This is a genomic window from Kribbella sp. CA-247076, assembly GCF_050942445.1.
Taxonomy (GTDB): Bacteria; Actinomycetota; Actinomycetes; order Propionibacteriales; family Kribbellaceae; genus Kribbella.
In genome coordinates this window covers 2724237-2750026 of the sequence record NZ_CP192051.1, presented here as the reverse complement: position 1 = coordinate 2750026, position 25790 = coordinate 2724237, and the positions used below count along the sequence as shown (strand labels likewise).

General features: G+C 70.4%; 21 protein-coding genes. 12 read left to right on the top strand and 9 right to left on the bottom strand.

Going from position 1 to position 25790, the window contains the following annotated elements:
- Nucleotides 1–2 precede the first annotated feature (2 nt).
- The 5 genes from ACQPYZ_RS13140 to ACQPYZ_RS13120 are packed head-to-tail and all read right to left on the bottom strand — an operon-like array spanning nucleotide 3 to nucleotide 5002.
- Nucleotides 3–1145 (bottom strand): class I SAM-dependent methyltransferase, encoded by a 1143-nt coding sequence (locus ACQPYZ_RS13140; RefSeq protein ID WP_433167838.1) that lies wholly within the window; start codon nucleotides 1143–1145, stop codon nucleotides 3–5.
- Nucleotides 1142–1807, bottom strand: coding sequence for a PIG-L deacetylase family protein (locus ACQPYZ_RS13135; protein ID WP_433167836.1), 666 nt, complete (start codon nucleotides 1805–1807; stop codon nucleotides 1142–1144). The genes ACQPYZ_RS13140 and ACQPYZ_RS13135 overlap by 4 nt, the downstream gene beginning before the upstream one ends.
- Nucleotides 1807–2664, bottom strand: a complete 858-nt coding sequence (locus ACQPYZ_RS13130; RefSeq protein ID WP_433167834.1) for a sugar phosphate nucleotidyltransferase — start codon at nucleotides 2662–2664, stop codon at nucleotides 1807–1809. The genes ACQPYZ_RS13135 and ACQPYZ_RS13130 overlap by 1 nt, the downstream gene beginning before the upstream one ends.
- Before the next feature lie 29 nt (nucleotides 2665–2693).
- Nucleotides 2694–3926: a class I SAM-dependent methyltransferase gene (locus tag ACQPYZ_RS13125; protein ID WP_433167832.1), complete on the bottom strand. Its 1233-nt coding sequence runs from the start codon at nucleotides 3924–3926 to the stop codon at nucleotides 2694–2696.
- A complete protein-coding gene (locus ACQPYZ_RS13120) occupies nucleotides 3926–5002 on the bottom strand; it encodes an NAD-dependent epimerase/dehydratase family protein (RefSeq protein WP_433167830.1) in 1077 nt (358 codons plus the stop codon). The genes ACQPYZ_RS13125 and ACQPYZ_RS13120 overlap by 1 nt, the downstream gene beginning before the upstream one ends.
- Nucleotides 5003–5189: 187 nt before the next feature.
- On the opposite strand from ACQPYZ_RS13120, the gene ACQPYZ_RS13115 reads away from it, so the two are divergent.
- The 11 genes from ACQPYZ_RS13115 (at nucleotide 5190) to ACQPYZ_RS13065 (ending at nucleotide 21358) form a co-directional block, all read left to right on the top strand.
- Nucleotides 5190–6530, top strand: a complete 1341-nt coding sequence (locus ACQPYZ_RS13115) for a UDP-glucose dehydrogenase family protein (RefSeq protein WP_433167828.1) — start codon at nucleotides 5190–5192, stop codon at nucleotides 6528–6530.
- Complete coding sequence (locus ACQPYZ_RS13110; protein ID WP_433167826.1) at nucleotides 6527–7756, top strand: glycosyltransferase family 4 protein; 1230 nt, start codon at nucleotides 6527–6529, stop codon at nucleotides 7754–7756. The genes ACQPYZ_RS13115 and ACQPYZ_RS13110 overlap by 4 nt, the downstream gene beginning before the upstream one ends.
- 1 nt (nucleotide 7757) lies before the next feature.
- Nucleotides 7758–9677 carry an asparagine synthase (glutamine-hydrolyzing) gene (gene asnB / locus ACQPYZ_RS13105; RefSeq protein WP_433167824.1) on the top strand — a complete coding sequence of 640 codons (1920 nt, stop codon included), beginning with the start codon at nucleotides 7758–7760 and terminating at the stop codon, nucleotides 9675–9677.
- 20 nt (nucleotides 9678–9697) lie between these two features.
- Nucleotides 9698–11980, top strand: a complete 2283-nt coding sequence (locus ACQPYZ_RS13100; RefSeq protein WP_433167822.1) for a bi-domain-containing oxidoreductase — start codon at nucleotides 9698–9700, stop codon at nucleotides 11978–11980.
- Entirely contained in the window at nucleotides 11977–13947 is a 1971-nt protein-coding gene (locus ACQPYZ_RS13095; protein WP_433167820.1) for an alginate lyase family protein, read from the top strand. Before ACQPYZ_RS13100 ends, ACQPYZ_RS13095 begins: the two co-directional genes overlap by 4 nt.
- Nucleotides 13948–14025: 78 nt before the next feature.
- Nucleotides 14026–15243: a Wzz/FepE/Etk N-terminal domain-containing protein gene (locus ACQPYZ_RS13090; RefSeq protein WP_433167818.1), complete on the top strand. Its 1218-nt coding sequence runs from the start codon at nucleotides 14026–14028 to the stop codon at nucleotides 15241–15243.
- Entirely contained in the window at nucleotides 15240–16871 is a 1632-nt protein-coding gene (locus tag ACQPYZ_RS13085; protein WP_433167816.1) for a YveK family protein, read from the top strand. The genes ACQPYZ_RS13090 and ACQPYZ_RS13085 overlap by 4 nt, the downstream gene beginning before the upstream one ends.
- Before the next feature lies 1 nt (nucleotide 16872).
- Nucleotides 16873–18111 (top strand): hypothetical protein, encoded by a 1239-nt coding sequence (locus ACQPYZ_RS13080; protein ID WP_433167814.1) that lies wholly within the window; start codon nucleotides 16873–16875, stop codon nucleotides 18109–18111.
- The gene (locus tag ACQPYZ_RS13075; protein WP_433167811.1) at nucleotides 18108–19310 is read left to right on the top strand and encodes a glycosyltransferase; all 1203 of its coding nucleotides are present in this window, start codon (nucleotides 18108–18110) and stop codon (nucleotides 19308–19310) included. The genes ACQPYZ_RS13080 and ACQPYZ_RS13075 overlap by 4 nt, the downstream gene beginning before the upstream one ends.
- A 30-nt stretch (nucleotides 19311–19340) precedes the next feature.
- Nucleotides 19341–20978 carry a right-handed parallel beta-helix repeat-containing protein gene (locus ACQPYZ_RS13070; protein ID WP_433167810.1) on the top strand — a complete coding sequence of 546 codons (1638 nt, stop codon included), beginning with the start codon at nucleotides 19341–19343 and terminating at the stop codon, nucleotides 20976–20978.
- Nucleotides 20975–21358 (top strand): hypothetical protein, encoded by a 384-nt coding sequence (locus ACQPYZ_RS13065; protein ID WP_433167808.1) that lies wholly within the window; start codon nucleotides 20975–20977, stop codon nucleotides 21356–21358. The genes ACQPYZ_RS13070 and ACQPYZ_RS13065 overlap by 4 nt, the downstream gene beginning before the upstream one ends.
- 63 nt (nucleotides 21359–21421) lie before the next feature.
- Here the strand turns inward: ACQPYZ_RS13065 and ACQPYZ_RS13060 are convergent, their stop codons facing one another.
- The 4 genes from ACQPYZ_RS13060 to ACQPYZ_RS13045 all read right to left on the bottom strand — a co-directional run bounded on the left by ACQPYZ_RS13060 (nucleotide 21422) and on the right by ACQPYZ_RS13045 (nucleotide 25005).
- Complete coding sequence (locus tag ACQPYZ_RS13060; RefSeq protein WP_433167806.1) at nucleotides 21422–21976, bottom strand: RNA polymerase sigma factor; 555 nt, start codon at nucleotides 21974–21976, stop codon at nucleotides 21422–21424.
- A gap of 151 nt (nucleotides 21977–22127) precedes the next feature.
- Nucleotides 22128–23654, bottom strand: a complete 1527-nt coding sequence (locus ACQPYZ_RS13055) for a sugar transferase (RefSeq protein WP_433167804.1) — start codon at nucleotides 23652–23654, stop codon at nucleotides 22128–22130.
- A gap of 263 nt (nucleotides 23655–23917) precedes the next feature.
- On the bottom strand, nucleotides 23918–24178 hold the full coding sequence (gene pspAA / locus ACQPYZ_RS13050; RefSeq protein WP_433167803.1) for a PspA-associated protein PspAA: 261 nt from the start codon (nucleotides 24176–24178) through the stop codon (nucleotides 23918–23920).
- 11 nt (nucleotides 24179–24189) lie between these two features.
- Entirely contained in the window at nucleotides 24190–25005 is an 816-nt protein-coding gene (locus ACQPYZ_RS13045; RefSeq protein ID WP_433167801.1) for a PspA/IM30 family protein, read from the bottom strand.
- 170 nt (nucleotides 25006–25175) lie between these two features.
- On the opposite strand from ACQPYZ_RS13045, the gene ACQPYZ_RS13040 reads away from it, so the two are divergent.
- The gene (locus ACQPYZ_RS13040) at nucleotides 25176–25763 is read left to right on the top strand and encodes a DUF3043 domain-containing protein (protein ID WP_433167799.1); all 588 of its coding nucleotides are present in this window, start codon (nucleotides 25176–25178) and stop codon (nucleotides 25761–25763) included.
- The last annotated feature ends 27 nt before the right edge of the window (nucleotides 25764–25790 follow it).

Genomic DNA, 25790 nt, shown 5'->3' with positions numbered 1-25790 from the left:
GGTCAGCCCACGACTTCGTGCGGCTCGGGCAGCGGGACCAGGTACGTGGCGCCCCAACCGCCACCGGCTTCGAGCTGGGCGATCACCTCGTCGGCGATGTCCCAGGTGAGCACCAGGACGATGTCCGGCTTCGCGGCGCGCAGCTCCTCGATCGGCCGGATCGGGATGCCACAGCCACCGGGGATCCGGCGGCCGTGCTTGCCCGGCGCCAGGTCGACCGTGAACGGCAGGAGGTCCGTGGTGATCCGGCTCAGGTCGAGGAGTACGGGCGCCTTCGACGGCGCGCCGTACCCGAGCACGGTCCGGCCGGCCGCGCGGTGCCGGACGAGCTCGTCGTGCAGTACGCCGGCCGCGTGCCAGGCGGCGTCCTGCAGACTGCCCAGCTGGACCTCGTCGGCGATGCCGGCGGCGTCCTCGTCCTCGAGGACCACGTCCACCGACGGATCCGGATCGGCGTCGGCGGCGTGCCGCAGCATCACCATCAGGCTGCCGCCGAACATCTCGACGTGCTTCACCGACTCGACGGTCAGCCCGTGCAGGGCGGCGACGTTCCGCAACGCCCGCAGGGAGATGTACGACCAGTGCCCGTGCCGGATCGTGTCGAACTGGTTGCCGATGAACAGCGGCAGCAGGTGGTGGAACTCCATCACCAGCAGACCGCCCGGTGCGAGCCGGTCCGCCCGCAGCTTCAGCATCTGCCCGAACGACGGCTCGTGCACGATGCCGTGCACGTCCACCACCAGCTTGGCCTGCTCGCCGTCTCCGGCCAGCCGGCAGCCCGCGGCGTACAGGTGCTGCAGCCAGGAGCCGCCGTGGTGGCTGGCGAACTCGAACACCAGGCCACCGGTCAGCTCCGGGTAGTCGGCCAGGATCTCCTTCACCGAGGTCTCCGCGTGCGCGATGCTGGTGGCCGACTCGACCGCCAGCGGCTCCTCGGGCAGCTGCGGCTCGACCGGGCCGAGCTGGACGAGCGTGCAGTCCCGGCACAGCCAGAGCTCGAGCGGCCAGCGCGGATCCGGGCCGGGTGTGTCCGCGGACGGGAAGTAGTCGGCACACGGCTGCGCGCCGATGTCCACCACCGGTACGACGTTCTCCCCCGCGCACCCACGACACTTGAAGGTCACTTCGCCATCGCCTCCGGTCACCATGTCAGCTTTGCCTTGGCCGTGGTGAACGCCTCCGCGTACTGCGCCCGGCACTCCATCCCGCGGAGCCGGGCCAGGCCGGCGAAGACCTCTTCGTCGAACCAGTCGTGCGGAACCTGGGACGGGTAGGCCTTGTGCAGCCGGGTGATCTTCTCCCGCAGCTGCTCCTCGGTCAGGTCGACGTACAGCCACGGCCGGCTGAAGTCGCCGTCCCACTTGGGGATCTCGTAGTGCAGCACCAGGTGGTCCCGCCACACCGTCGGCGCCAGCTCGGCGATCAGCCGGTGGTCCTGGTGGGCGTCGGTGCGGCTCGGTGCCAGCACCAGGTCGGGCCGCCGGCCGCCGGGCGCCTGCACGCCCCGGGCCGTTGCCTCGAGCAACTCCTTGGTCTCGTTCCAGTACGACGGCAGCCGGCCGTCCGGCAGTCCGGCCGAGGTGACCGTCACCTCGCAGTCCGGCAGGAACAGCTCCGCCGCCCGCCGGGCCTCGTCGAGCCGGAGCTCGGTGCCGGTGGCGATCACGAACTCGGCGGTCAGCTCCGGGACCGACTCGGCCAGCTTGAGCAGCGTGCCGCCGCAGCCGATCTCGATGTCGTCCGGGTGAGCGCCCAGGGCAACCAAATGGACCGGGCGCTCGATCAGACCGAGCTGGAACGGCAGCATCAGATCGCCACCACCATGGGGGTGTCGTCACCCGGCAGGTCCAGCGGCTTCTCCAGCACCTGCGACCGCTGCTGCCGGGTCGCGTGACTCCACAGCGCCCACGGCTTCTTGCCCGAGCGGTACAGCTCCTCGAGTTGGCTGCGCTCCTTCAGCGTGTCCATCGGCGCCCAGAACCCGTGGTGCGGGATGGCCTCCAGCCGGCGCATCGCCGACAGCCGCGGGAACGCGTCGCCGACCAGGTCCTCGTCCTCGTGCAGGACGTCGAAGACCTCCTTCTTCAGCACGAAGTACCCGCCGTTGATCCAGACGTTCAGGTCGGCGGCCGACCGCAGTCCGGTGATCCGGGCGTCGGTGCCGAACTCGACCACGTGGAAGGACGCCTGCGGCGGCACCGCGAGCAGGCTGGCGGTGATGTCACTGGTCATCACGTGGTCGACGATCTTGTCCATCGGCGCGTCGGTCAGCACGTCGCCGTAGTTCGCCAGGAACGCGTCGTCGTCCTCCAGGTACGGCCGGACCCGGCGCAGGCGCTCGCCGATCGAGGTGTCGATCCCGGTGTCGACGAAGGTGATCTTCCACTCGCTGATGTCGGAGTCGAGCAGCTCGATCCGCTGCCCGCCCTTGGTCATCACGAAGTCGTTCGAGACCGTCTCCTCGTAGCGCAGGAAGTACTCCTTCACCGCGGAGCCGCCGAACCCCAGGCAGAGAATGAACTCGGTGTGCCCGAAGTGGGCGTAGTACCGCATCACGTGCCACAGGACCGGCCGGTCGCCGATCGTCATCATCGGCTTCGGTGCGGAGTCCACCCCGCTGCGCATCCGCAGCCCGAACCCCCCACAGAAGATCACGACCTTCATTGACTGTTCCCCTCCCCCACGAACGCTGTTCAGATCACTTCGAGGCGCGGGATCGGTACGACGAACCGCGCGCCCCACTCCCGTGCGTACGCCAACTGGTGGACGATCTCCTCGCGCAGGTTCCACGGGAGGATCACGATGTAGTCCGGGCGGACCTCCGCGAGCCGCTCGGGTGCGTGGATCGGGATGTGCGTGCCGGGCAGGAACATCCCGTGCTTGTGCGGGCTGCGGTCGACCGTGAACGGCAGCAGGTCCTCGCGGATGCCGCAGTGGTTCAGCAGCGTGTTGCCCTTGCCGGGAGCGCCGTACCCCGCGACCGACTTGCCGTCCCGCTGGGCCTGGATCAGGAACTCGACCAGCTCGGCCTTGATCGTGAAGACCTCGCGGGCGAAGCCCGCGTGGCCCTCGACCGTGTGCAGGCCGGCGTCCTCCTCGTCCTTGAGGACCTTCAGCACCAGCTCCGACGGCTCCCCCGCCGTCTCGGCGGGCTGTGACATCAGCCGCAGCGAACCGCCGTGGCTGGCCAGCTCCTGGACGTCGACCACCTTCAGGCCGGCCTTCTCCAGCGCCAGCGCGGCGGTCTTCAGGGTCAGGTACTGGTAGTGCTCGTGGTAGATCGTGTCGTACTGACGCCGCTCGATCAGCCGGAGCAGGTGCGGGAACTCCAGCGACACCAGGCCGTCGTCCTTCACCAGCGCCCGCAGGCCCTTGGCGAAGTCGACGATGTCCGGGACGTGCGCGAATACGTTGTTGCCGACGACAAGGTCCGCCCTGCCGTGCCGCGCGGCCGCGTCGGCGCCGGTCTCCTCGCCGAGGAAGTAGCTCTCGGTCCGGATGCCCTTCTCGTTGGCGATCTCGGCGATGTTCGCGGCCGGCTCGATGCCGAGCACCGGGATGCCGAGGGCGACGGCGTGCTGCAGCAGGTAGCCGTCGTTGCTCGCGGCCTCGACGATCAGGCTCTCCGGCCCGAGGCCGAGCCGCTCCTGCATGTCCACCACGAACCGGCGGGCGTGCTCGACCCAGCTGGTCGAGTACGACGAGAAGTACAGGTAGTCGCTGAACACGTCGTCGGCCGCGACGTACGCCGGCAGCTGGACGAGCAGGCAGTGGTCACAGATGCGGACGTGCAGCGGGTAGAACGTCTCGCCGCTGTCGAGCTGGTCGGCTCGCAGGTAGCTCTCGCACGGCGGCGACATCCCCAGGTCGACGAACGTCCGGGTCAACGGCTCGCCGCAGAGGCGGCAGGCGACTGGCTCCCCCATCAGTGCTTCCCCTCGAAGAGTTGGTCCCCGGGACCGGGGAACTGGTCGTCGGTCTGCCGGCGCAGCTGGTCGTCGACCAGGCCCGCGGCCAGCAGTTGCTGGATCCGGCGGAGCCGGACGAACTGGGCGGAATCGAAGTCCGCCTGGGTGAGGCCGTGCCGCGCGTACGCGGCGGCCAGCTCGTCGACACCGGTGCGCACCGTCCACTGCAGCCGCAGGTCCGGGAAGGTGTCGGTCAGCTTGCCGAAGTCGACCTTGTAGTTGCGCAGATCCGGGCCGGCGCCGTCGGCGATCGAGAGGGTCGCGCCGGGGACGGCGTCGCGGACCATCTCGGCGATGTCGCGGACCTGGACCACGTCCTCGGACCGGCCGACGTTGAAGGCCTCGTCGTGGATCACCTCGCGCGGCGACTCGAGCACCGTCAGGAACGCCCGGCTGATGTCCTCGATGTGCACCAGCGGCCGCCACGGCGTGCCGTCGCTCTCCAGCCGGACCTGGCCGCTCGTCATCGCGATCGCGGTCAGATTGTTCACCACGATGTCCAGCCGCAGCCGGGTCGAGGCGCCGTACGCGGTCGCGTTCCGCAGGTACGTCGGGCTGAAGTTGTCGTCGGCCAGCTTCGACAGCTCCTGCTCCGCCAGCGCCTTGGTCTCGCCGTACGGCGTCACCGGGAACATCTCGGCGTCCTCGGCGACCGCCTCGGAGCCGGCCGCGCCGTACAGGCTGCAGGAGGAGGCGAACAGGAACCGCTCGACGCCGGCGTCCTTGGCCGCCCGGGCGACGTTCAGCGTGCCCTCGAGGTTGACCGAGTAGGTCGCCTCCTTGTTCAGGTGGCCGAGCGGGTCGTTCGACAGCGCGGCCAGGCAGACGACGGCGTCGTACCCGGTCAGCTCGGCCGCGGTGACGTCGCGCATGTCCCGCGGCGTCCGGGAGCCGATCGGGTCCGGCCCGCCGAGCAGGTCGCAGCCCTCGTACAGCCCGGTGTCCAGGCCGTCCACCTGGTGCCCGGCGTCCCGCAGGAACGGCACCATCACCGCACCGATGTACCCGCGATCCCCGGTGACCAGAACTCTCATCCGCCCGCTCCTCCGCTCGGCTGCTCGTCGCTAGAACAGATCAGCGAGCGGGCGCGGTGATACATCGGCCGCGGATCCGGTTCGGGGAATCGGGTGTATCAGCGCCCTCGGGTCGCTGCTCCATAGAGGGCTGAGAGCACCTGGGGCCATGTTCACTCGCAAGAGGCACGCTCAATTGGGGGGCGTTATGAAGGTTGCCGTATTCGGCTTGGGCTACGTGGGGTCGGTGACGGCGGCGTGCCTGGCCGCCAACGGCCACGACGTCTGGGGGGTCGACGTCGATCTCGCCAAGGTCGGTCCGATCACCGAGGGGCACAGCCCCGTGGTCGAACCCGGCCTGGACGAGCTGGTGGCGGAAGGTGTCACCGCGGGCAGACTGCACGCGACCACCGACCCGCGACTGGCACTGGACGGGGCGGACGTCTCGCTCATCTGTGTGGGCACACCGTCCACCGCCAGCGGCAGTACCGACCTCACCTACATCCGGCGTGCGGTCCGTGACATCGCGGAAGCAGCCGGTGTGGTCGCACCGCCGGCGTCGGGTTTCCACAGCATCGTGGTCCGCAGCACGGTCCCGCCGGGCACCGTCGACGAGGTCGTCGAGCAGGTGCTGGCCGAGGTACCGGCCTCGGGCGACTTCACCTTCGGTACGGCGATGTGCCCGGAGTTCCTGCGGGAGGGGTCCGGACTGGCCGACTTCTACGACCCGCCGTTCGTGGTCGTGGGCACCCGGAACCCGCGGGTCGGTACCGCTCTGACCGACCTCTTCGGCTTCATCTTCGCCAACCGCGGGCTGCCGGTGGACGTGCAGGTCGTCGACATCCGGACCGCGGAGGCGCTCAAGTACGCCTGCAACGCGTTCCACGCCACCAAGGTCTCGTTCGCCAACGAGATGGGGCGGATCTTTCGGCACGTCGGCGTGGACTCGCGCGAGGTCATGCGGATCTTCGTCCAGGACACCAGCCTCAACATCTCGCCGTACTACCTGCGCCCGGGCTTCGCGTTCGGCGGCTCCTGCCTGCCGAAGGACCTGCGCTCGGTGCTCCAGCTGGCCCGGGTGCACGACACCGACCTGCCGCTGCTGGCCGGGACGCTGTCGACCAACGAGCTGACCGTCCGCGACGTCGTCGACCGGGTGGTGGCCGGGCCCGGCCGCGAGATCGCGCTGCTCGGCCTGAGCTTCAAGACCGCGACCGACGACCTGCGCGAGAGCCCGAGCGTCGAGCTCGCCGAGCGGCTGATCGGCAAGGGCTACAACCTGCGGATCTACGACGCGATCGTGAACCCGAGCCGCCTGGTCGGCGCGAACCTGCGGCACGTCACCTCGAAGCTGCCGCACCTCCAGCGGGTGCTGACCGCGGACCCGGCCGAGGCGCTGCGCGGCGCCGACCTGGCGCTGGTCTCGGCGACCGACTCCGCGGCGGTCGGCGCCCTGCTGGCCACGCCGCCGGCCCGCACCATCGATCTGAGCGGCCGGCTCGGCGCGGAGGTCGAGGCGCTGCCCGGATACGAAGGAGTGGGCTGGTGAGCGGTCCGCGCGTCCTGATCATCATCCAGAACCTCTGGGTCCCGTTCGACCGCCGGGTCTGGCTGGAGTGCCAGGCCCTGGCGCGGTCCGGGTACGACGTGACCGTCGTCTGCCCGAAGGGTCCGGGCGATCCGTCGTACCAGGTGCTGGACGGCGTGACCGTGCACAAGTACAAGGCGTACGCACCCGGTGGCAGCAAGCTGAGCTTCGTCGCCGAGTACGCCTACTCGTTCCTGATGACGCTCCGGCTGGTGCTGCGGGCCCGGAAGGCGGGCAAGTTCCTGGTGATGCAGGCGTGCAACCCGCCGGACATCTTCTGGCCGATCGCGCTGCTGCTGCGCCGGCTCGACCGGACCAGGTTCGTGTTCGACCACCACGACCTGTGCCCGGAGCTGTTCCAGTCCAGGTTCGGCGGTACGACGAGTCCGGCGTACAAGGGACTGCGGTGGCTCGAGCGGCGGACGCACCGCACCGCCGACCACGTGATCTCGACGAACGACTCGTACCGGCACATCGCGATCACCCGCAGCGGCAAGGCGAACCACGACGTCACCGTCGTCCGTACCGGCCCCGACCCGGACAAGCTCCGCCGTGGTCCGGCCGACGACGCGGTCCGCCGTGGTCACCGCTACCTGGTCACCTACATCGGCGTGATGGGCCCGCAGGACGGGGTCGACATCGTCGTCCGCGCGGCCGACGTGGTGGTCAACAAGCTCGGCCGCACGGACGTGGCGTTCACGCTGATGGGCGGCGGCGACGCGTTCGACGACGTGGTCGCGCTGCGCGACCGGCTGGGGCTGCAGGAGCACGTGGAGTTCACCGGCCGGGTGCCGGACGAGACCGTCCGCACGCTGATGTCGACCGCGGACCTGGGCGTCTCGCCGGACCCGAAGAATCCGCTCAACGACGTCTCCACGATGAACAAGACGATGGAGTACATGGCGTTCGAGCTACCCGTGGTCGCCTTCGACCTGGTCGAGACCAAGGTGTCGGCCGCCGACGCCGCGGTGTACGTCGAGCCGAACGACGTGGAGAAGTACGGCCAGGCCATCGTCGACCTGCTGGACGACGAGGTCCGGCGCCGGCGGATGGCCCGGCTGGGCCGCGAGCGGGTCGAGCAGGTGCTCGCCTGGAAGCACCAGCAGAAGGCCTACCTCGAGGTGTACGACGCCTTGACCGGCCACTCCAGCGTGCTCGGCGACTTCCGCCAGGCTGCGGGGTCCTGACGTGTGCGGAATCGCCGGTTGCTACCAGCAACCCGACGGGCTCGCGCTGGCCACCACGATGAACGACCGGATCGCGCACCGCGGCCCGGACGCCGACGGGGTGTACCGGTTCGAGGACGGTGACGTTCGGGCCTACCTCGCGCACCGCCGGTTGTCGATCATCGACCTGTCGTCCGGGGCCGACCAGCCGTTCAGCAAACGCGGGCTGACGATCAGCTACAACGGCGAGCTCTACAACTACAAGGAACTTCGGGCCGAGCTGGCCCGCTCCGGGGTCGCGTTCCGGACCCACTCCGACACCGAGGTGGTGCTGGAGGCCTGGCGCCGCTGGGGACCGGCGGCGCTGTCGCGGTTCCGCGGCATGTTCGCGTTCGCGATGCTGGACGAGGACAGCGGCAGCCTGTTCCTAGCCCGTGACCCGCTCGGCATCAAGCCGCTGTACTTCCACCGCCGGCACGGCGGCGTGATCTTCGCGTCCGAGCTGAAGGCGCTGGTCGCCGCGATCGGCCCCGAGCTGCGGACCGACCCCGGCGCGCTGATCGCGTCGATGCTCTACTACTGGCTGCCCGAGCAGCGGTGCGCGATCGAGGGCGTGGAGAAGCTGCCGCCCGGGTCATGGGCCGAGTTCCGCCCGGACGGCACCAGCCGGCACGAGACGTACTGGCGGGTGACGGAGGTCGCCACCGAGGCCGCCGCCGGCCCGCCGGCCGACCTGCGGTCGGTGATCGAGGAGTCGGTCGCCGCCCACCTGGTCGCCGACGTCGGGGTGTCGACGTTCCTCAGCGGCGGGCTCGACTCCAGCCTGGTGACGGTGCTGGCCAAGCGTCTCGACCCGGGGATCGACTCGTACACGATCACCTTCCGGGCGCAGGACCAGCGGCTCGAGGCGATGCCGGACGACGCGATCTACGCCCGCAAGGTGGCCCAGCAGTTCGGCATCGACCTGCACGAGATCGAGATCGCCCCCGACGTGGTGGACCTGCTCCCCCGGATCGTCGACGTCCTGGACGAGCCGATCGGCGACCCGGCCGCGATCAACACGCTGCTGATGTGCGACGCTGCCCGCGACGCCGGCGTGAAGGTGCTGCTGTCCGGGATGGGCGCGGACGAGTTGTTCGGCGGCTACCGCAAACACCTCGCCTGTGTGATGGGAGCGCAGTACCAACGGCTTCCCGGCGTACTGCGCAACGGTCTGGTCGGGCCCGCCGTCCGGCGGCTGCCGGTGACCGCGAACGGCCGCGGCCTGCGGTACGCGCGCTGGGCGAAGCGGTTCCTCACCTTCGCCGACCTGCCCGAGGAGACGGCGTTCCGGCGCAGCTACACGATGTACGACGCCGACCAGCTGGCCGGCCTGCTCAGCCCCGACCTCGAGCCGTACGTCGGCAAGCTGATCGCCGAGCACAGCGACATCTACCACGACACCACGCTCGACGACCACGTGAACCGGATGTGCCTGGCGGACGCGCGGATGTTCCTGCCCGGCCTCAACCTGGCCTACACCGACCGGTCCAGCATGGCCGCGTCGACCGAGGTCCGGACGCCGTTCGTGGACCCGGTCGTCGCCCGGGCGGCGTTCTCGATCCCCGGCAGCGAGAAGATCCACCGCCGGCAGGGCAAGCTCGCGCTGAAGAAGGCGGCCGAGGCGTGGTTGCCGCGGGAGATCATCTACCGGCCGAAGGCGTCGTTCAGCGCGCCGCTGCGGGCCTGGGTCCGCAACGACCTGCGTGAGCTCGTCGACGACGTGCTGCTGCGCGGTGAGCTCGTCGGCAGCGGTTTCCTGCAGCAGGCCGCCGTCCAGCGGCTGGTGGACGACGAACGGGCCGGGCGCGAGGACTACTCGAAGCAGATCTGGCAGCTGCTGACCCTGGAGACCTGGAGCCGGCACATGCGCTCCCTCGGCGTGACCATCACCTCCTTGTGACGACTCTCTGAAGGACTGCTATGAAACAGGTTGCTCAGAACTACAAGTCCGGTGAGCTCGCGGTTCTCGACGTCCCGGCGCCGAGCTGCGCGCCCGGTGGGGTCCTGGTCCGGTCGCTCTACTCGCTGATCTCGACCGGGACCGAGCTGATGAAGGTCGGCGAGGCCAAGCTGTCGATGCTCGGCAAGGCGCGGGCCCGGCCCGACCAGGTGAAGAAGGTCCTGGACTCGGTCGCCCAGCAGGGAGCGCTGAACACCTACAAGAAGGTGATGAACAAGCTCGACTCCTACACGCCGCTGGGCTACTCGCTGTGCGGCGTCGTGGTCGAGGTGGGCGCCGGGGCCGAGGAGTTCAGCGTCGGTCAGCTGGTCGCTGCCGCGGGCAACGAGTTCGCGCTGCACGCGGAGTACAACTGGGTGCCGGTGAACCTGTGCGTCCCGGTGCCGGACGGCGTACCGCCGGAGCAGGCCGCGTTCTCGACCGTCGGGGCGATCGCGATGCACGGCGTACGGCAGTCGGAGGTGCAGCTCGGCGACACCGCGGTCGTCATCGGGCTCGGCCTGGTCGGACAGCTCGTGGTCCGGCTGCTGGTCGCGGCCGGCGTCCGCGTGTTCGGGATCGACACCGTCGAGGACCGGTGCCGGATGGCGGAGAAGGCGGGCGCGCTGCACTGCTCGTCCGCCGACGAGGCGGGGATCGCCGTGCTCGAGCGGTCGTTGCTGGAGGCCTCGAACGGGCTCGGCGCGGACCACATCCTGCTCGCGGCCGGCGGTCACTCGAACGGTCCGGTCGAGACCGCCGCCCGGCTGGCGCGCGACCGCGCCCGGGTGGTCGACATCGGCAAGACCAAGCTCGACCTGCCGTGGAACGCCTACTACGACAAGGAACTGGACCTCCGGTTCTCCCGGTCGTACGGTCCCGGCCGGTACGACGACCGCTACGAGCTCGAAGGCATCGACTACCCGGCCGGTTACGTCCGCTGGACCGAACGCCGCAACCTCGAGTGCTTCATCGACCTGATCGCCCGCGAACAGATCGACGTCGGCTCCCTGGTAGCCCGCGTCTTCCCCATCGCCGACGCCACCGAGGTCTACCAGCAACTCTCCACCAACACCCTCCCCGGAGTCGGCTTCCTCTTCGAATACCCGAACCACACCGATCACCCCGGAGACGAGGCGAAGAGCCCCACAGGCACGGCGCAAGGCGCAGGCGCGACCGCCGCCGCAGACGCGGCGGACGGCGCGGGCACGCCCGGCGGGGCGCAGGGCGCGGGCACGCCCGGCGGGGTGGGCTCGGCTTCGACCACAGCGCGCCGGCGGGAGCCGGCCGGGGGGCCGGCTTCCGCCGGCGCTGCCCGGTTCGGGTTCGTCGGGGCGGGGAACTACGCCTCCAGCATGCTCCTGCCGCACCTGCAGAAGAACGAGGACGTTGTGCTGGCACACGTCGCGACCAACAAATCCTTGTCGGCCGCCAACGCCCAGCGCAGGTTCGGCTTCGAGGTGATCTCGACCGACGCGAACGACGTACTGTCCGACGACAGCCTGGACGCGATCTTCGTGGTGACCCGGCACAGCACGCACGCCGAGCTCGCCTGCCGCGCACTGGAGACCGGAAAGGCCGTCTTCGTCGAGAAGCCGCTGGCGCTGACCGACGAGGACCTGGACCGGATCGTCGCGACCGCGGATGCCACCGGCAACGACCGCCTGATGGTCGGGTTCAACCGGCGGTTCGCACCGTTGCTGACCGACCTGCGGGGGCGCTTCGGCCACCCCGGCGGCGGCTCGTCCCTGCGGTACCTGGTGAACGCGGGCCGGCTGGATCCGTCCAGCTGGTACCTCGACCAGGACAAGGAGGGCAGCCGCTTCGCCGGCGAGGGCGGCCACTTCATCGACACCCTGAGCTGGTGGCTCGACAGCCCACCGACCGAGGTGTACGCCGTCCCCGGCCCGGACGCCGGCGACGTCGTCGTCACGCTGCGGTTCGCGAACGGCTCGGTCGGCACCATCAGCTATGTCGGCGGCGGCAACTCCCGGTTCCCGAAGGAGACCCTGGACATCACCGGCGGCGGCCGCAACGGCCGGCTGGACAACTTCCAGAGCGCCTCGGTGTGGAGCGGCCGGAAGCCGTCGACCCGCAAGGCGCGTGGCACCGACAAGGGTCAGCGGGTCGAGCTCGAGCGGTTCGTCGCGGCGGTGAAGTCGGGCGGTCCGATGCCGATCCCGTTCGACGCGCTGATCGCGACCACGCGCGCGACCATCGCCGTCGACAAGAGCCTCGCCAGCGGCAAGCCGGAGACAGTGTGAGCCGCCAGCCCTTGGGCTGGTACGTCCGCCGCGTGCGGCGGATGTCCCCCACCGAGCTGGTCTGGCGCACCCGCGACCACGGACGGCGTACTGCCTGGGCCTACCAGCAGGTCCGGCCCGGGCAGGACGCCGGCATCCAGGTCCCGGTCCGCAAGGAGCTGACCTTCCCGGCGACGCTGCCGCCGCACGCGGCCGACGCCGTACCGGAGGAAGCACGCAAGGCGGTGATCGCGACCGCGGACGCGATCCTGGCCGGGCGGTTCGAGGTACTCGGCGTCGACCGGTCCGACCTGAAGTCGCCGGACTGGTTCCGCGACCCGACCACGGGCCGTCGGTCCGACCCGTCGGCGTACACCTTCAAGCTGAACCACCGCAACGAGGAGCTGGTCGGGAACATCAAGCAGGTCTGGGAGTTGTCCCGGCACCACCACCTGACCCAGCTGGCCGCGGCCTGGTACCTGACCCATGACGACACGTACGCCGAACGCGTCGCCGACCACCTGAACGACTGGTGGCGGTCGAACCCGTTCCTGTCCGGGGTCCACTGGGCCAGCGGGATCGAGATCGGCCTCCGGCTGATCAGCTGGACCTGGATCCGGCGGCTGCTCGACGACTGGCCCGAGGTCACCGACCTGTTCGAGCACAACGAGCTCGCGCTGCGCCAGCTCTACTGGCACCAGCGCTACCTGGCGGCGTTCCAGAGCCATGGATCGTCGGCGAACAACCACGTGATCGCCGAGGCCGCGGGCCAGCTGGCCGGCGCCTGCGCGTTCCCCTGGTTCGCCCAGAGCGACAGGTGGCGTGCGGACGCCGCCGCCCTGCTGGAAAGGGAGCTGGACGCCAACACGTTCCCGTCCGGCGTCAACCGCGAGCTCGCGTCCGACTACCACCGCTTCGTCTCCGAGCTCGGCCTGTACGCCGCCCTGGAGGCGGACCTGGCCGGTCATCCGCTGAGCCAGCGGACCTGGTCGCTGCTCACCCGGACGTTCGACGTCGCCGCGGCGGTCGTCGACGAGACCCTGCGGCCACCGCGCCAGGGCGACGACGACGAAGGCATGGTCCTGGTTGTCGATCCTCCGATTGTCGACAATTGGAATGCCTACCTGGCTCTTGGCGCCGCGGTGGTCGGTCCCGCGCAGTGGTGGCCGGCGACCACGCTGACGACGGTCGCCGTACTCGCCGGAAGTCTGGTCAGCGGGACGCAGCCGGATCGGCCGGTCGAGCGCCCGGACCACTTCGCCGACGCGGGCGTCACGATTCTGCGCAGTCGTACCAGGGTCGATGCGGGCCCGGAGATCTGGTGCCGCGCCGACGCCGGACCGCACGGCTTCCTGTCGATCGCGGCCCACGCGCACTGCGACGCGCTCTCACTCGAGGTCCGCGTCGGCGGCGTCGACGTGCTCGCCGATCCGGGGACGTACTGCTACCACGGCGAGGAGGAGTGGCGGAACTACTTCCGCTCGACGATCGCGCACAACACCGTCGAGGTCGCCGGTGCCGAGCAGTCCCTCCAAGGCGGCCCCTTCCTCTGGCTGCGCGGCGCCAACGGGCAGGTACGGCGCTTCGACGTCGACGGCGACGTGGTCACCTGGGACGCCGAGCACGACGGCTACCGAGTCGGCGAGACCCCGGTCACCCATCGGCGGACCGCCGTATTGGAGGAGGGCGTGCTGCGGGTCGAGGACCGGCTGGACGGGTCGGCCGACGTACGGATGGCGTGGCATCTGGGGCCGGACGTGACGGTCGCACTCGACGGCGCGACCGGGCGGCTGGAGTGGCCGAGCGGGTCGGCGGTCGTGGAACTGCCTGCTGGACTGAGTTGGACCGCGCACTCAGGTTGCGACGATCCGTTGCTGGGCTGGTACTCACCGCGATTCGGGCGGAAGGTGCCGATCACCACGTTGATCGGCACGGGCGCGCTCGGGCCGGACTCGGTCGCGACCAGCACCTTCCGATTCCGGTCTTGACCGGAGACCGCTGTATCACCCCGCGCTTCCAGCCCTCTATTAGTCCGAACCGATCGTGACGTTCGACTGGAGGGGTCTGTGAGTGCGCAGCAGCTCGACGTCAAGAAGTCCTGGCGGGCCATCCGGCGGCACCGTCTCATCGTCGCCGCCGTCGCGCTGGTCGGCCTGCTCGGTGGTCTGGGCTACGGCCTGCTGGTCCCGCCGATGCACACGGCCACCTCGCTCGTCGTGCTGCCGCCGCCTCCGGCGGCCGACGCGGAGAAGGCCGAGGGGTCGCAGAGCATCGAGACCCAGGTCTTCATCGCCGGCAGCGAGCCGGTGCTGAAGAGCGCCGGCCAGAACCTGAGCCCGGCGCTGTCCACGAAGGCGGTCCGGGACCGGGTCAAGGTGACGGCGCTGACGGACGACGTCATCAAGATCGACGCCAAGGGCACGTCGGCGGCGCAGTCGACGCGGCTGGCGAACGCGGTCGCCGAGGTCTACCTGGTCTTCATCACCACCGACCAGGTGCTGCCCGGCGACCTGGGGAAGAAGACGGGGGCACGCGTGCTGGAGCAGGCGACGACCGCACGGGGCGGGAACCTGGCGGTCCATCTGGGGATCTGGGGGCTGCTCGGCGCGCTGGCCGGCGCCGTCGCGGGGTCGATCGGCGTGCTCGCCAAGGCCCGGGGCGACCGGCGACTGCGGTTGCGCGACGAGATCGCCGACGCGGTCGGCCTGCCGGTGCTCGCGTCGGTCTCGTCGTACCGGGCGACCGACGTGTCCGACTGGGAGTACCTGCTGGAGCACTACCAGCCGACCGCGGTCGAGGCGTGGAGCCTGCGCAAGACGCTGCACCACCTCGGCCTGGACGTGAAGGGCGGACCGCAGCTCTCGCTGACGGTCATCTCGTTCGCCGGTGACGACAAGGCGCTGCCGCTCGGTCCGCAGCTGGCCGCGCTGGCGACCTCGATCGGCATCTCGACCTCGATCGTGGTGGACACGCACCAGGAGCCGGCCGGACAGGTCGCCCTGGACATCCACCTGGTCGTGGTCGACCGGGACGCGCCGCATCTGGCCGGCACCACCCGCACCACCAACACGATCGTCGCGCTGTCCGCGGGCACGGTGACGGCCGAGGAGCTCGCCCGGCTGGCGGTGGCGGCCGCGGCCGACGACCGCACCATCGACGGACTCGTGGTCACCGATCCCGATCCGACCGACCGCACCATCGGCCGCGTCTCGCAGTCCGCCCGCCGCTCCGGCTCGCGGCTGCCGACCCTCCTCACCGGGACCACCGCGAGGAGGACGAAATGAGCAACCAGCCGTACAACGAGCCGCTGGCCACCGACCCCGGCTGGGCCGACGACGACGGCCTCTTCGTCAACGAGCCGACCAACGCGTTCCCGCCGGACAGCTTGGTCACCTTCCGGTTCCTCCGCGACGCGATCCGCCGGCACCTGCGCATCTGGCTGATCCTGGCCGCCGTCGGTCTGCTGGGCGGACTGGGATCGACGTACGTCCTGCCGCAGCCGCACTTCTCCTCGACCCGGTTGCTGCTGACGCACAAGGACGGCGACGACCCGGCCAAGGCGATGGCGACGGACGTGAGCCTGGCGACCACGCACACGGTCGCGCAGCGGGTGATCGACCTGCTCAAGCTGCCCGAGACGCCGGACGACCTGATGAAGCGGTACACCGCGACCGCGATGACCGACCGGGTCCTCGAGCTCAAGGTGCAGGCCGAGACCTCCGACGTGGCCACGAAGCAGGCGACCGTGGTGGCCCAGGTGTTCCTGGTCTTCCGCAAGGAGCAGATCGCCCTGCAGGACGTCCCGCTGCAGCGGGACCTGACCGCCGCCGAGACCGCGGTCGACGTCGCCGAGGCGGCCGTCGTCGCGGCCGGTGACAACCCGGACGAGCCGGCCCGGCCGAACAGCCAGCAGATGATCCGCCTCGGGGTCGCCCGCGACCGGCTGCAGTACGTCCGGCAGCAGATGCTGGACCAGGAGGTGCAGGCCTCCCGGATGAACAGCAGCCGGATCCTCGACGTGGCCGCGCCGGTCCCGGTCTCGGCGAAGCGGACGCTGGCGATCAACGCCGGCACCGGCCTGATCGCCGGCCTGTTCGTCGGGCTCGCCTTCGTGATCGTCCGGGCGCTGATCTCCGACCGGCTGTGGAAGCGCCAGGACATCGCCCGCGCGCTGGGCGCCCGGGTCCGGCTGAGCGCCGAGCGGCCGCCGCGCTGGCGGCTGCTGCCGTACCCGCGCTACCTGCGCGCGTCCCAGCGCCGGCTGCCGGAGATCCGGCTGATGGTGCAGCACCTCGGCCAGCGGATCTTCTGGGGTGAGCGGCCGACGCCGGCCATCGCGGTGGTCAGCGTCGACGACGTCCGGACCTCCGCGCTCGTGGTCGCGTCGCTGGCGGTCTCGGTGGCCGAGGAGGGCAGGCACGTCCTGGTCGCCGACCTGACCGGCACCGGCGTGCTCGCCGGCATGCTCGGGGTGAACGTCCCGGGCACACACGAGTCCCGCTTCAGCGAGCCGCGCCGGCGAATCGACGTCCACTTCCCCGACCCGGAGGGCGCGCCGGCCCAGGGCAGCTACCTGCTGCTGAGCGAGACCAGCCGGCCGTCGAGCTCCGGAGACCTCGCCCTGGACGCGGCCTGGGAGGTCGCGGACCTGGTGCTGACGCTGGCCACGCTCACTCCGGAACTGGGTGCCGACCACCTCGGCACCTGGGCGTCGCGCGCCGCGGTCGTGGTGACCGCGGGCAGGTCGACCACCACCAAGATCCACGCCACCGGCGAGATGCTGCGGCTGGCCGGCCTCGACGTCGACACCGCCGTCGTCCTCCGTCCGGACCGCACCGACGAGAGCGTCGGCGTCGCCGAGACCGAGGCCGGTCCGGCCCGGTCCGTGGACGTCGAGATGTTCGGCCGATGAGATGAGCATCGGACTGAGTGAGCGGCTGACGCACCGGATCGGTCTGCGGCCGACCCGGCGGGTGGTCGCGCCCGAGGTCCGCCGGCGCCGCCGGGTCCAGCTGGTCTGGGGCCTGCTGGTGCTGAACGTGATGACGTTCTTCGCCGGGGCGCCGTACCTGCTGCCGATCCCGGGCATGGTCGGCAAGCTGATCGCGCAGGGCGCGCTGGTGGGTGCGCTGATGCTGGTCCTGACCGTCAACCGGCCGGTCCGGGTCCGGCCCAGTGTCTTCGTGTTCCTGCTGTTCCTGCTGGCGTCGGAGGCGTTGCTGGCCAGCATCCGGGCGGAGTTCCTCGGCGGGTCGCTGTTCCGGGCCACCCGCCTGCTCACGTTCGTGGTGGTGCTGTGGCTGCTGACGCCGTGGTGGACCCGGCGGGACCTGCTGCTCGTCCGGACGCACCTGACCGTGCTGTGGTTCATCCTCGGCTCGGCCGTCCTGGGTCTGCTGGTCGCGCCGGGCACCGCGATGTTCGAGGACCGGCTGCACGGGGTCATCTGGCCGATCCCGCCAACACAGGTCGGGCACTACGCGGCCGTGGCGACGGGGCTGACCGGCGTACTGTGGCTGTCGGGCCTGCTCCGGCGGAGCGTCGCGGTGGTCAGTGTGCTGGTGTCCGTCCCGGTGCTGCTGCTGACCCACACCCGGACCGCTCTGGTCGCGTTGCTGGCCGGCCTGGTGATCGCGGGGTTGAGCCTGTTCACCGCGCGGACCCGGGCGCGGCGGTTCCTCGCCATCGGTGCCGCGATGTTCACAGTCGGGGCGCTCACCCTCGGCTCGGTGGTGACCACCTGGCTGGCGCGCGGGCAGGACTCCGACGAGGTGACCGAGCTGACCGGCCGCCGGGCGGTCTGGGAGTCGATCCTGGCCGCGCCGCGGTCCACCTTCGAGCACCTCTTCGGTTTCGGGCTGTCGAACAAGTCGTTCAACGGCCTGCCGATCGACAGCAACTGGCTCGGCACGTACTACGACGTCGGCCTCGTCGGCGTCGCGATCACGATCATGCTCGTGCTCTTCGTCCTGGCCGCCGCGTGGTTCCGGCCGCAGGGTCCACAGCGTGCGCTCGCGCTCTTCCTGGTGGCGTACTGCGTGGTCGCGTCGTTCACCGAGAGCGGTCTGAGCGAGGCGTCGCCGTACCTGCTGGAACTCACCCTGGCGGCGTCGCTGGTCTACAACCTGAACCCCCGGGAGGGAGCGCGATGAAGATCCTGCTGGTGCACAACAGGTACCGGTCGACCGCTCCGAGCGGCGAGAACCGGGTGGTCGACCAGGAGAGCGCGGCGCTGGCCGAGCAGGGCCACGAGGTCCGCCACTTCGAGCGGTTCAGCGACGAGATCGAGGGCTGGCCGGCCTGGAAGAAGGCCACCCTGCCGGCCCGGGTGGTGTGGAACCCGGCCAGCAAGCGCGACCTGGCCGCCGAACTGGAGGACTTCCGGCCGGACGTCGTGCACGTGCACAACACGTTCCCGCTGCTCAGCCCGGCGGTGCTCTACGCGTGCCGCGACGCCGGCGTACCGGTCGTGATCACGCTGCACAACTACAAACTGCTGTGCGCCAGCGGCGACTTCTTCCGCGACGGCTCGGTCTGCCACGACTGCGCCGGCGGCAATCCGCTGCCGGGCGTGCAGCACGGGTGCTACCGCGGATCCACGCTGGCCACCGCGACGACGGTCCTGAACACCCGGGGGCACCGGCGGACGTGGCGCAATCTCGTCTCGGCGTACATCTTCATCTCCGAGTCCCACCGCAGTTTGATGGCCGGGATGGACTTCGACCCGCACCGCACCTTCGTCAAGCACAACCTGGTCCCGTACGACGGCCCGCTCGGCGGACCGCGGGACCGGCAGGTGGCCTACGTCGGCCGGCTGGACGCGGCCAAGGGCGCACCGCTGCTGATGAAGGGCTGGGACGCCTACCGGGCGATCGCGGGGGACGACGCGCTCCGGCTGGTGATCGCCGGCGGCGGCCCGATGCTCGACGAGGTGACTGCCTGGGCGGCCGAGCGGCCGTCGGTCGACCTCCGCGGCCTGATGACCAAGGACGAGGTCTTCGAGCTGATCGGCCGCTCCCGGGCCGTCGTCCTGCCGTCGGAGTGGGAGGAGACGTTCGGGCTGGTCGTGGTGGAGGCGATGGCGGTCGGCGTACCGCTGCTCGCGTCCGGCCACGGCTCGTTCCCGGACCTGATCGAGGACGGCGTCGACAGCATGCTGTTCGAGCCCGGCCGGCCGGACTCGCTGGCCAAGTTGCTGCTCGACGCCGACACCGCACCCGACCGGTACGACGAACTCGGCCGGCAGGCCCGCAAGACGTACGAGGAGAAGCACCAGCCGGCACACAACGTCGAGCAACTGCTCGAGATCTACCGGTTCGCCGTCCGCCACCCGGCCTCCGCCCACCGCTGAGACCCGAAGCAGCCCCCCGAAGGAAGTGTCATGGAACATCGCGACCCGCCCCCTCCGGCCACCGGCCGGAGCTCCGCGTGGTACCGCGACGCACGGATCGTCGGCGCCGCCGCCCTGATCGTCGTCGCCGCCCTGGTGGCGATCGGCCTGGCCGTCACCGGCGACGATCCGTCCCCGGGCCCGGCCCAGGCCGGTCCGGCGACGACGCCGACCGCGGCCCAGCAGTCGCCGGCCCCGACCGCGCCGACGACACCACCGGCCAAGATCTGCGACACCGCCTCCGCCCTGTCCGGGCCGGCCCAGCCGCCGGCCGGCGCGGTCGTGGTCAACCCGGGCCAGAACGTCAACCAGCTCACCGAGGAGAGCCCGGCAGGTACGACGTTCTACCTGACCGCCGGCACGCACCTGCTCGGCACCGGGCCGTACGCCCAGGTGATCCCCAAGGAGGGCAACACCTACGTCGGCGCACCCGGCGCGGTAATGGACGGCCGCAAGCAGAACCGGTACGCGTTCACCGGCTACGCCGCCGGCGTCACGGTGAAGAACCTGACCATCCAGAACTTCGGTGCGCCCAGGACGAACAACGACGAGGGTGTGGTCAACCACGACGCGGCCGCGCGCTGGACGATCGAGGCGAACACGATCCGGCTGAACGCCGGCGCCGGCATCATGGTCGGCGACCACAACGTCGTCCGCGGCAACTGCCTGAAGGACAACGGCCAGTACGGCTTCAACGCCTACAACCCGGGCAAGGTCAACGGCATCACCATCGAGGGCAACGAGATCGCCGGCAACAACACCGACGACTGGGAGGCCCTCAAGGTCGGCTGCGGCTGCACCGGCGGCGGGAAGTTCTGGGAGGTCACCGGCGCGATCGTCCGGGGCAACTGGGTGCACGACAACCACAGCGCGGGGCTGTGGGCGGACACCAACAACACCGGGTTCGTGATCGAGGGCAACTACATCTCGAACAACCTGGCCGAGGGGATCGTCTACGAGACCAGCTACAACGCCGGCATCCGGGGCAACACCTTCGCCCGCAACGGCCTCGGCAAAGGCCCGGAGAACAAGGGCTTCCCGACCTCGGCGCTGTACATCTCCGAGTCCGGCAGCGACAAGCGCGTGCCCGGCGTGTTCAACGAGACCTTCGAGATCAGCGGCAACGTGTTCACCGACAACTGGGCCGGCGTGATCCTCTGGGAGAACTCGGACCGGTTCTCCGGCTCGGCGGCCAACACCAGCACCGGTGCGGGCACCCTCGTCAACCCGTCCGTGGTCACCGCGGAGACCTGCAACGCGGCCAACATCAAGAACCAGCCGTACCTGAGCGACTGCCGGTGGAAGACCCAGAACGTGCGTGTGCACGACAACGTGTTCTCCCTCGACCCGGAAAAGATCGGTACGACGTGCGCGTCCCGGAGCGGCTGCGGTTACAACGGCCTGTTCTCGAACTGGGGCACGTTCCCGACCTGGTCGCCGTACCAGAAGGCTGCCGTACAGGACGCGATCACCTACAAGCAGGGCAACAGGTTCTTCCACAACACCTACCGCGGGCCGTGGAACTTCATCGTGCACGAGCAGGGCAACCGGGTGCCGTGGGCGTCCTGGCAGGGCGCGCCGTACGGGCAGGACCGGGACAGCGTGATCAAGGTGGCCGGGGAGCGGTGAGCACGATGATCGGGCCCCCTGAGCGCGCCGCGGGCGAGCAGCTCGCGCTGCTCCGCTCGGTCGGCTACGCCGCGTTCGGGCGGCACGAGCGCGACCTCGAGGTCCTCGACCTGGTCTTCGACAGCCTGGTCGACGCTCCGGAGAGCTGCCGCGACGACGTGCGGACGCTGCGGTTCGCCGGGCACGGTGTCACCCTCGACGTCGACGTCCGCGGCCGGGGCGACCTGACCGTCGAGCTGCGGGTCTCCCCCACCGGTCCGGTGGTGGTCGAGTCGCGCGGTTCGGACGACGGGCCGACGGCGGCCCGGCTGGTCAGCTTCCTGCTCCGGTGGCCGGGCACGACACAGCGGCCGGTCCGGACCGCGTGGATCATGCTCTGAGACCGGCCCGCACAAAGGCCGCGTCCGGCAATCCAGGGAGTTGCCGGACGCGGCCCTGCTGCTTCAGGAGGCAAGCAGCAGTCTGAGTTTCTCCAGGCAGCGGCCGCGGATCGGGCCGATGCTGCCGATCGGGATACCGATCGTCGCGGAGATCTCGGCGTACGGCGCCGGCGGGTCGGCCATCAGCATGCCCATCAGCTGCTGCCACCGATCCGGCAGGCTCTCGAGCGCCCGCCGTACGTCGACCGCCCGCTCGTCGGCGAGCAGGTCGGCGTCCAGCTCCGGCTGGTCGCCCGGAACCCCTTCGAACGCGGCCGACTCGTAGGTCAGCAGCACCCGCTTGCGGAACGCCAGCACCCGCAGGCACTCGCGGCGGGTGGTGACCACCAGCCAGGCGCCGACCCGCTCGGGGTCGACCCGGTGGATGTGCTCGAGCAACCGCAGCCAGACCATCTGGGAGACGTCGGCGGCGTCGCTGTCGCTGAGCCGGAAGCTGCGGGTCACGGCCCAGACGAGCCGGGCGTAGTGGTCGACCAGGCGGCTCCAGGCCCCCTGGTCACCGGACGCGGCCTGGATCACCAGGGTCGCGGCTTCGGACCGGACCGGTCCGTCGGTCATAGATTCGTCAGTGCCGACGTCGGCACCGAGGTGCTGCAACATTGGATTCCCCCCTCGGGAACGCACCGCTGTCGTTCGTCCACACAGCTGTGGTGCTGGTGCTACTACCGGTGTGCTGGCACCGCCCGGCCGGCAGATGGCCGGGCGGGTCTCAGTAGGCGCCGTCGCGACCGAGGACGGCGCGAGCGGTCTTCCACAAGATCAGCAGGTCGAGTGCGATCGACCAGTTGTCGGCGTACCGCAGGTCGAGCCGCATCGACTCTTCCCAGGTGAGGTCGCTGCGCCCGCTGACCTGCCACAGGCCGGTCAGACCGGGCTTCACGAGCATCCGGCGCTCGTCCTCGATCGCGTACCGCGCGACCTCGGCCGGCAGCGGCGGCCGCGGCCCGACCAGTGACATGTCCCCCCGGAGCACGTTCACCAGTTGCGGCAGCTCGTCGATCGAGAACCGGCGCAGATACTTGCCGACCCTGGTCACCCGCGGGTCGTCCCGGAGCTTGAACAGCACCCCGTTGCCCTCGTTCAGCGCCTGCAGCTCCGCCTTGCGTGCCTCGGCGTCGACCACCATCGTGCGGAACTTCAGCATCTGGAACCGCTCGCCGCCGCGACCGACCCGGGTCTGCCGGAACAGCACCGGACCGCGGCTGGTGAGCTTCACCAGCGTCGCGGTCACCAGCAGGAGCGGCGCGATCCCGACCAGCAGCAGGAAGCCGACGACCCGGTCGAAGATGCTCTTCAGCAGGTGCGGCCCGCCGCTCACCGACGGCCGCTCCAGGTGCAGCAGCGAGAGGCCGGCGACCGGGCGGATCGAGATCCGCGGTCCGGCGACCTCGACGATGCCGGGCGAGACGATCAGCTCGACCCCGCGCTGTTCGAGCGCCCAGGACAGCTTGCGCAGCGAGTGCCCGGCCAGCTCCGGGTCGGCGGCTACCGCCACCACGTCGACCTCGAACCGGTCGACCGCGGCCAGGATGTCCATCTCGGTCCGGCCGAGTTGCTCGGCCTCCGGCTCCGCGAACGCGTCGCCGCGGGGCAGGCAGCTCGCCACCACGACGTACCCGTCGGCCTTGCGCTCCTCCAGGTGCCGCCGCAGCGTGGTCACCTGGTCGTTGCGTCCGACAACGAGTACCTGACGCATGCACCGGCCGTCGAAGCGCCGCCGGGAGATGCTGCGATGCAGCACCCAGCGGGCGAACATCGCCGCCAGGCAGGTCATCGGCACCGCCAGCACGACGAAACCACGGGCGACCTCGAGCTTGATCGCGTACGACGTGATCGCGACCAGCGCGGTCAGTGCGACCGCCGCCCGGATGATCGACCGGAACTCTTCCGGCCCGGTGCCGAAGTAGCGCGTCTCATAACCCCGCTCCAGCGCCACACAGGCCAGCCACGCGATCGGCAGTACGGCGCCGAGCAGAATGTAGCCGAGGTCGATCTGGGCACCGAACCGGGCGACCAGCGCCAGCGAGCCGCCGATCACGGCGGCGGCCAGGTCACCGGCGAGCGCGGCCCACCGGTACTTCGCGACCCAGCGCGCCTCGGTCTGCCGGGCTCCCTGCGGCACGATCGCCGGAACCTCGTCCGGAACCACCCAGACCGGCCGACGTCGTTCCCCCGACGGCGCCGGCCGGAGGTCAGCCGGTTCGGCCAACCCCTCGGACATGACAAATTCAGTCACGCACAGTCACCCCCCACAGGTGAACAGCGAAACCCGTGACCAACCCACACCCCGTCACGGACTTCGAACAACGCCGCCCCCACAGCAGCGTGATCCAGAGAGTACTACGTGACGGCGGTGTCGGACAGTAGCAAACGCGAGTGTTTACCCGTGCGTCATGTCCCGGGTGACACGAGACCCCCGGAGCCCTTGAGCGGGTTCCGGGGGTCTCGAAATGACTACGTGCGGTGATCGGCCGCCGGGTCGGGGCGCCGATCGGGGGATCAGCCGGCGATCAGCCCGTCGCCGCTGATCAGCTCACGCATCTCGGCCAGCGAGCTGTCGCTCGGCGGCAGGATCGCGTCGGAGTCGTGCAGCTCGTCGTCCGGCAGCTTGTCGCCGGAGCGGACGAACTCGAGCAGCGCGGCGAACGCGGTCCGGAAGGCCTCCTCGTCGCCGGCCGAGACGGCCTGCTCGAGCTCGCCGTCGACCTTGTTCAGCTCGTCGAGCTTCTCGTCGGCCAGTCGCCACTGACCTTCACTCATGATCCGGACGATCATCGGGCGTCTCCGTCCTGCGGCCGCACCGGCTCGGCGGCCGGCTGCTGCGTGGGCTGCTGCGCCTGCGCGCTGCCCGGCGTGCTGTCGCCGGAGAGCTCCTTCGGAGCGCTGCCGCCGGACAGCTGGGCCTTCATCGCGGCCAGCTCGCTCTCCACGTCGGAGTTCGACGACATCCGCTCCAGCTCCAGGGTGATGCTGTCCTTGCTGGTGCCGGTGGCGTCGTCGAGCGCGCCGGAGGCGAGCAGCTCGTCGATCGCGCCGGCCCGGGCCTGCATCTGCTGGGTCTTGTCCTCGGCCCGCTGGACCGCCAGGCCGACGTCGCTCATCTCCTCGGAGATGCCGGAGAAGGCCTCGTTGATCCGGGTCTGCGCCTCGGCCGCGGTGTAGGTCGCCTTGATGGTCTCCTTGCGGGTCCGGAAGGACTCGACCTTGGCCTGCAGCCGCTGGGAGGCCAGCGTCAGCTTCTCCTCCTCGCCCTGCAGCTGGGCGTGCTGGGTCTGCAGGTCGTCGATCTGGCCCTGCAGCCCGGACTTGCGGGTCAGGGCCTCCCGGGCCAGGTCCTCGCGGCCCATCGAGAGCGCCTTCTGGGCCTGGTCCTGCAGCTTCTGCGACTGGGACTGCAACTGGGAGGCCTGCAGCTCCACCCGCTTCCGGCTGGTGGCCACGTCGGCCACACCCCGGCGCACCTTCTGCAGCAGCTCGAGCTGCTTCTGGTACGAGTAGTCAAGGGTTTCGCGAGGATCCTCGGCCTTGTCCAGGGCGGTGTTCGCCTTGGCCTTGAAGATCGTCGACATCCGCTTGAAGATGCTCATCGATATCCGTACCCCTTCTGTGCCGGCGAGAGAGTCGACCCGGCGTGCGTGCGAACCACCCTATGTCCCCACGGGTCACCACACCATCGGGACCGGCCCCGATAAAGTGGTGGTGAGGTCCGGGGACCACCCCGAGTCGCGACCTGCCCTGCGAATGAGGTTCTGACCCCGTGTTCCGTCGTACCAAGTCTGAGACAGATACCACCGTACCTGCCGAGCCCCAGGGCAAGCCGGGCGGCAAGGGACGGCCGACGCCGACCCGCCGCGAGGCCGAGGCCGCCCGGAAGGCCGCGCTGAAGAAGCCGCGCAACCGCAAGGAGGCGGCGTCCTACCGGCGGGAGAAGGTCCGGGCCGAGCGGGCCAAGATGCAGGACGCCATGCGCACCGGCGACGACCGGTACCTGCCGGCCGCCGACAAGGGCCCGGTCCGGCGGTTCGCCCGGGACTACGTGGACGCCCGCTACTCGGTGATGGAGTTCGCGCTGCCGGTCCTGCTGGTGGTGTCGCTGCTCGGCGTGGTGTTCTCGCCGGCCTTCCCCTGGCTGGCCGGCACGGTCAACCTGCTCTTCCTGGCGATGATCCTGCTGATCGCGGGTGACTGGTTCCTGCTCACCGGCGGGCTGAAGAAGGCGGTCGCGGCGAAGTTCCCGAACGAGTCGGCCAAGGGCGTCGGCTTCTACGCCGTCCGCCGGACCATGCAGATGCGCCGCTGGCGGCTGCCCAAGCCGATGGTGAAGCGCGGCGAGAAGCCGACCTGAGACTCGCCGTGAGCGTCCCCGGCGTGC